Below are 6,775 nucleotides of genomic sequence, written 5' to 3' on the forward strand. Positions count from 1 at the left end.
AGAACTGGCTGTTCGCGGGTTCCGAGACTGCCGGCCAACGCGCTGCCGCGATCCAGTCGCTGCTCGAGACGGCTCGCCTGAACGGGATCGAACCGATGGCCTGGCTCACCGAGACCCTCGAAAAACTCCCAAATTGGCCGAACAGCCGCATCGACGAACTGCTGCCACTGAAAACGACAGCCTGAGCGCGTCGCCCCCGAGGGGTGGCTGTGTCGGACGCTTACGATTCTTCGGCAATGGGGTCGCTTCATCAAAGAACGCGACTCATATCGCTGCGTGTGCTGTGAATCGAAAGAGGGTATCCAAGCGCATCACGTCGTGCGCAAGACCCTTTATCCCTGGGGCGCGGTGGAGACGGGAAACGGAATCACACTGTGCCGAGAATGCCACAGGCGTGTCCACGAGAAATCCAATGGTCGCGGTGACTTGTCCGTTCCCCTTGGCGAAGCGGATGATCAGGATGAGTGGTCTTTCCTCTTTGGGCTGCTGCTCGATGATGCCAAACAACGTGACATCGATCAGGACGAGTTCTACTTTCTCGCCGATCACATGTTGAAGTTCTTCGTGAACGTTCAGGGGTACGAGCACCTGCACGAGATGGTCATGCGAGGCGAAATCAGCCGTATCAGGTTTGCCCATGAAATCTGGCGTGGGATGCCGGAGGTCTGGTACACGAATTTTGTGGCTGAGGTCGTCAGGCTGAACCTGTGAATCGCCGTGTGGCCTAGTGGGCAGTAATCTGTTAACATCATGAAGTCATGAAGTGAAGGATCAATATCCCATGCTGGCGAATTCCTCAAAGAGAGTGGTAGCGCGCGGTGGCCGTTCTGCCGGCGATAAGGAAGCGTCTCTCCAGGTGATGGTGCCTGCCCGCATAAAACGAGAAGTGAGCGTGCGTGCAGCTCAGGAAGGCACCACCCAGCGGACGATCATTCTGCGCGCCCTGAAAGCCATTGGATTCGTTGTGAATGACGATGAGATGTGCGACAAAAGGAAAGTCCGCTGATGGCCACGATTCCTTCTTCAGACGATTCACTCGATCTCCCTTTCCGGCCGCGCGCGAGGCTACTCCAACTTCTGGGCGATCAGCTCATCGGCACACCTCGCCTAGCTGTCTTCGAGCTTGTCAAAAATGCCTATGACGCGGATGCCGAAACGGTCACGGTGACCCTCAAGGGATTGCGTACTGCGAGTCCTAGCATCGTCGTCGAAGACGATGGGGACGGAATGGATCTGCCTGTCATTCGGGACATCTGGCTTGTTCCTGCACACGATCACCGCGAGCTTCAACGCAAGGCGCTGAAGAGAACGCGCTTGAACAGATTGCCTCTTGGTGAGAAAGGGCTCGGGAGATTCGCAGTCCACAAACTGGGTGACCGCATCGAGCTTGTGACCAGGGCCAAGGGGCATCTGGAGTGCGTCGTCAAGATTGACTGGTCCGTGCTTATCGAGAAGCAGTTTCTTTCCGAAGCCGTGGTCAACGTTCGGACTCGCAAGCCAGAAGTGTTTACAGGCTCGAAGACCGGGACACGCCTGACGATAAACAAGTTGCGAGAAGCTGCGTGGACGCGCGGAGAAGTCCGCCGCCTGCTTCGGCAAATCACGTCGATTGCTTCGCCTTTCACTGACCGATCAGATCGCTTTGAAACCGAGTTGAAAGTGCCCGATCACCCGGATTGGGTTTCTGGTGTTCCGGACGTCGACATCCTGTTGGAACGTGCGCCATGGCATTTCAGATTTTCGTTCGAGGACGGGGTTTTCGAATGGGAGTACGAGTTCAGGGGCGTTACCGGCATCAAGCTCGCACCGCGCAGGATCGAGGAGGAGTCCGGAACCCTGCTCATCGCGCAGGAGCGTGACATCGACATCTACGGCACGGATCAGGGAGACAAAACGACCAAACCCAAGAGGGTTACGGCGGAGGCAGTGATCGCCGACGGCATTGGCACCGTCAAGGGCGAGTTCTATGTGTTCGATCGGGATCGTGAAATTCTGACCAGACTGGGTGACAGTCAACTCGTCCAGAACTTCCTCGATGAGAACGGAGGTGTTCGCGTTTACCGAGACAGCATTCGTGTCTACAACTACGGCGAACCTGGAGACGATTGGCTTGGCTTGGACCTTCGTCGTGTGAATACGCCCACGCGCAACATCAGCAGAAACATCGTGGTTGGGGCGATCGATCTCTCGCTCGAAGAAAGTCATCAGCTAACGGAGAAGACAAACCGCGAAGGGTTTGTTGAAAACGACGCATACCATCGATTGAGAAAGGTCGTCCTTGGGGCGCTCGCGGTTCTGGAGGTGGAGCGCAAGATCGACAAGGACAACATTCGCGCCATTACTGGGAAGGGACACGACCCAGAGACGGCGAACATCACCCAACCTCTTGAGGTGTTGCGAACTGTCGCGAAGAAGCACCATCTTTCCAAAGAGTTGGACCCGCTCATCAATAAGGCGGAAAAGAACTACAACGAGATGCGGGATACGATGCTTCGGGCCGGACTGTCCGGTATGGGGCTGGCCATCGTGTTCCACGAAATCGAGCAGGGCGTTCGTGTGCTTCACGATGCCATCGAGTCTGGCAAGAACCTTCAATCTGTGCAGGTTCAAGCGCGCGAACTGGTCCGCATTCTTGATGGCTTCAGCGAACTTCTTCGCAAGGGCGAGCAGCGGCCGAACAGCATCAAGCAGCTCATTCGGCGAGCCAGAGATATCAATCGTGTCAGATTCCGGAATCACGAGGTCAAACTTGTCTGTCCGGCACTGGAAGAAGACGCGCCCGATATCGAGAGAAAGTTTGCGTTCGGACTGCTTCTCGGGGCACTGAACAACCTTCTGGACAATGCGTTCTATTGGCTGCAAGTGCGATGGCCGGAGGGGCAAGGGTCATCTCAGCGAAAGCTCTACATCAACGTGGAGGCGGACTTCCCCGGAGGTCCGGCCATCATCGTCGCCGACAACGGTACGGGTTTCCAGGACGACCCCGAACGGCTGACCCGCCCGTTCTTCAGTCGGCGACCCGATGGCATGGGTGTGGGTCTCTACTACGCAAACATGGTGATGGAATTGAATGGGGGCCGACTTGCCTTTCCCGACGCTGACGAGGCGAATGTCCCGGATGGCTTCGATGGTGCTGTGCTGGCCCTGCTGTTCGGCAAGGGAGGCGAATCTTGATTTTTTCGGCACCGCGTTTTGTCGTCGTGGACGACAAGGAGCAGCACCTTCAGGCTATCACGAAGACATTTCAGCTCCTCGGGTCTCCGTGCCTTGGAGTGCGGTATGACGGGACGGAAGAGTTGAAGAAGGATCTCTTCAGAGGGGTTCGATGCCTCTTCATGGACATCCATCTGATAGATGGAGTGGCCAGCACAGACCATCGACGTCATTTCGCAAACATCGCAGCGATTCTCGAAGACAACATCAGCGAGAGTGGTGGTCCGTTCATTCTGGTTGTCTGGACTGCGCATCCTGATCTAGAAGGCCAACTGCGTGATTATCTCGATCAGCACCTGGACGCTCAGAAGCCGCATGCCCGACCTCTGTCCGTACTGGGGCTTGCCAAGGAAAAGTTCATCGACATCGATAGTGGCGATGTAGGGAACCCCGAAGAACTGCGGCAGGCCGTGCAGCAGACAGTCGTGTCGAATCCCCAGCTTGCTGCCTTGTTCGGGTGGGAAGCCGGCGTACTCTCTGCCGCGGCCGATACGTTGGCGTCTCTCCTGAATTTGGTGCCTGGCGACCAGCGAACCAGTACGGCGTTTCCGCCTGCTCTCGATACGCTCTTGAGCCGGCTAGTGCGAGAGACGGTCGGCCGCAGCCACGTCGATGCGAATCCACGTGTCGCTATCTCGATGGCCCTTGCCCCGATCCTGTCGGATCGAATTCTGAATCAGGATGTGGCCGCTCACATGCAGGACAACTGGAAGAAGGCCGTTACTCGGCATGCGGACAGGAGCTTAGAAGCCGCGTCGCCTTCTGAAGCGGGAGAGATCAATCGGATGCTGCACTTGGCGGCGCCTAGTTCGGAGACGCTTCGGGCCACCGATTGGGGCGCTGTCGTCTCCTGGCCGTTCGCCTGGAGGGATGACGAGCTGAAGCGTCTGACGGGTTTGACCATCAAGCAGATGCTGTGTGAAGAGTTCCGCGTGCGCAGCGAAGCCATCAATGCCTGCAAGCCGGTGCTGATTCGCGTCGGCGCCGCCTGCGACTACGCGCAGAACAATCGTGGCCCGATCACATTCCTGTTCGGAGTGGACATTCCTGAGAACGCGGAACGACAGAAGGACTCACGCGCAGAGCGGATCGAGAAAGTACGTGCCGAACTCGCCGAGCTTGGCGCGGACAACAAGGACGGAAAACTGACTGGACTTGCCGGAGACTTGGCAAAGGCTGCTGCGACGAGCGACGGTCGAATCAAGTTGACGGACGCGATCTGGAAATCGCCGGTTTTCCTGATGCCTGGAGCGACCGAGGTATCTCGTCTTCATGTGCATATTCGCTTTCCGCAGACGCATCTTCCGGAAGACTGTGCCCAATGGAACGTCACTTCCCGCCTGCGTGAGCAGCTCCTGATGCACTTGATCAGCGTGGCAAGCAATCATGTGGCGCGTCCAGGCATCGTGCAGCTTCCCGTCGAATGACAGGGCGCGAATGGACATCCTGGCTCCTCAGCAGCGATCACGCCTCATGTCACGGATTCGAGGCAAGGACACCGCACCCGAAATGCGGGTGCGGCAAGTTGCCCATGGGCTGGGATTCAGGTTTCGACTGCACCGTCGTGATCTTCCTGGAAGCCCCGATCTGGTCTTTCCGTCGCGCCAGAAGGTTATCTTCGTCCATGGATGCTATTGGCATCGTCACCCGGGGTGTCGGTATGCGTACTCGCCGAAATCGAACGCGGCTTTCTGGTGCTCGAAATTCGAGGCCAACGTCACGCGCGACCGGCGAACGACGAGGGAACTTGAAGCACTGGGATGGGGCGTACTGGTGGTCTGGGAATGCGAGACACGCGACACGGATGCCTTGCGCAAGCGCTTGGTTGAATTCTTGAACAATGAAGAAGAGGGGAGAGGTCATGACAGGTGACGACGCCAAGCGGAAGCTGGAGAGACTTGCCGCTGGAGCATTCCCGAAAGTACTTGAGCTGTGCTCGGGGTGCGGGGGACTTTCTCTGGGGCTGAAGGCCGCAGGTTTCGAACTTGCTGCTCACGTCGAATCGAGTGCCGAGGCGAATGCGACCTACACGCTCAATTTCGCACCGGCCGATTCGGCTCGGATGGAACAATGGTCTCGCCCCCGTGACATGGTGTCGCAGTCGATGGATGACCTGATCGCCGACTTCGGATTGTCGGGTAGGCCTCTAGATGCGTTTGATGTTCTGGCGGCTGGGCTGCCCTGCCAAGCGTTCGCTCGCATCGGGCGCTCGAAGCTGAGATCAGTCAAACAGGACGAGGACGCGTTCAAGAATGATCCGCGTGCTTCTCTCTATCGCCGCTTTCTGGAAATCGTCGACGAGACCCGCCCTCTGGTCATACTGCTGGAAAACGTTCCGGATATCATGAATTTCGGTGGGCACAATGTCCCCGAAGAGATCGCAGAAGTGCTCAAGCTCCGGGGCTATGTCACCCGATACACTTTGCTCAACGCCGCGTTCTACGGAGTCCCCCAGCTTCGTGAGCGGTTGTTTCTCATAGCCTTCGATGCGCGCCTGGGAGTGATTCCTCAGTTTCCTTTGCCGACGCACACGATGGAGTTGCCGCGTGGATACGAGGGAAGTCGGGCCGTTGCTTTGAAGCACGTCAAGACTGAGGGATCGCACTTCGCTCCAATTCCTGTTCATACGGCCGAGCTGCCGCGCTCCATCAGTACGAAAGATGCGCTGTCCGATCTCCCATTCATTTCAGATCATTTGCGAGACATGGCTGTCATCCGCAGAAGAAAGGTTTCGGATAGGTTGCCATACCGGGACGGCACTACACCGTCAAATTATGGTCGCTTGATGCGCAATTGGAATGGGTTTTCTACCGCGGGAGATGTGACCGGGAATGTTGTGAGACTGACCGCTCGCGACTTCCCCATCTTCGGTCGGATGCCGCGTGGTGCGGATTATCCGGTGGCGTTGCGCATTGCGAGAGAAATTCTGGAAGAGAAAATCCAGCAAGAGCATGTTCCACCAAAGGCTGGAACGGCTCGATACAAGGCGCTGGAGCAGGCCACAGTCCCGCCTTACGACGTAGGGAAGTTTCCGAATAAATGGTGGAAACTGGATTCGGACGCGCCGTCCCGCACTCTGACAGCCCATCTTGGCAAGGATACCTATTCTCATATTCACTATGACGGTCGCCAGAAGCGCATGATTTCCGTACGTGAAGCTGCTCGCCTTCAGTCCTTTCCCGACGGGTTCGAGTTTGCCGGAGCCATGAACGCGTCGTTCCGTCAGATCGGCAATGCGGTCCCTTCGTTGCTGGCACTGGCGGTCGGAAAAGCGCTCATGACAACGCTCAAGCAGGCAATCGCGGGTGCAGTCATAGGCGCACGCACCGCGGCGTAACTTCCGAATTGTCATGACGCAGGCTGGTGGTGAGAATCGCTTCGACGAAGAGCAATGCAGAGTCTTTTGTTGTCAGGCTTGCAGGAACTCTTGTGCAAATGGTAAGCGTCCATCGGGCCCACCTACCAATCCAGTGCCAGTTGCCGCACCCTCTCGAGGTTTTCACGGGAGAGCGCGATGGGCAAGGCTGGCGAAGTGGCAGCGTACTGGCAAGGGCATGTAGCA

At 57.2% G+C, this 6,775-nt stretch carries 7 protein-coding genes; all 7 read left to right on the top strand.

Going from position 1 to position 6,775, the window contains the following annotated elements:
- The coding region (locus Q1M07_RS00895; RefSeq protein ID WP_300449346.1) for a transposase domain-containing protein at positions 1-185 on the top strand (185 nt) is incomplete at its 5' end.
- Between the two features lie 133 nt (positions 186-318).
- Positions 319-711 (top strand): hypothetical protein, encoded by a 393-nt coding sequence (locus Q1M07_RS00900; protein ID WP_300449349.1) that lies wholly within the window; start codon positions 319-321, stop codon positions 709-711.
- A gap of 52 nt (positions 712-763) precedes the next feature.
- Positions 764-1,006, top strand: coding sequence for a hypothetical protein (locus Q1M07_RS00905; RefSeq protein WP_300449352.1), 243 nt, complete (start codon positions 764-766; stop codon positions 1,004-1,006).
- Complete coding sequence (locus Q1M07_RS00910) at positions 1,006-3,174, top strand: ATP-binding protein (protein ID WP_300449356.1); 2,169 nt, start codon at positions 1,006-1,008, stop codon at positions 3,172-3,174. The genes Q1M07_RS00905 and Q1M07_RS00910 overlap by 1 nt, the downstream gene beginning before the upstream one ends.
- 161 nt (positions 3,175-3,335) lie before the next feature.
- The gene (locus Q1M07_RS00915; protein WP_300449359.1) at positions 3,336-4,640 is read left to right on the top strand and encodes a hypothetical protein; all 1,305 of its coding nucleotides are present in this window, start codon (positions 3,336-3,338) and stop codon (positions 4,638-4,640) included.
- Positions 4,641-4,650: 10 nt separating this feature from the next.
- The gene (gene vsr, locus Q1M07_RS00920; RefSeq protein ID WP_300449362.1) at positions 4,651-5,085 is read left to right on the top strand and encodes a DNA mismatch endonuclease Vsr; all 435 of its coding nucleotides are present in this window, start codon (positions 4,651-4,653) and stop codon (positions 5,083-5,085) included.
- Positions 5,075-6,550, top strand: a complete 1,476-nt coding sequence (locus tag Q1M07_RS00925) for a DNA cytosine methyltransferase (protein WP_300449365.1) — start codon at positions 5,075-5,077, stop codon at positions 6,548-6,550. Before vsr ends, Q1M07_RS00925 begins: the two co-directional genes overlap by 11 nt.
- The last annotated feature ends 225 nt before the right edge of the window (positions 6,551-6,775 follow it).

Source organism: Accumulibacter sp. (genome assembly GCF_029255285.1).
Taxonomy (GTDB): domain Bacteria; phylum Pseudomonadota; class Gammaproteobacteria; order Burkholderiales; family Rhodocyclaceae; genus Accumulibacter.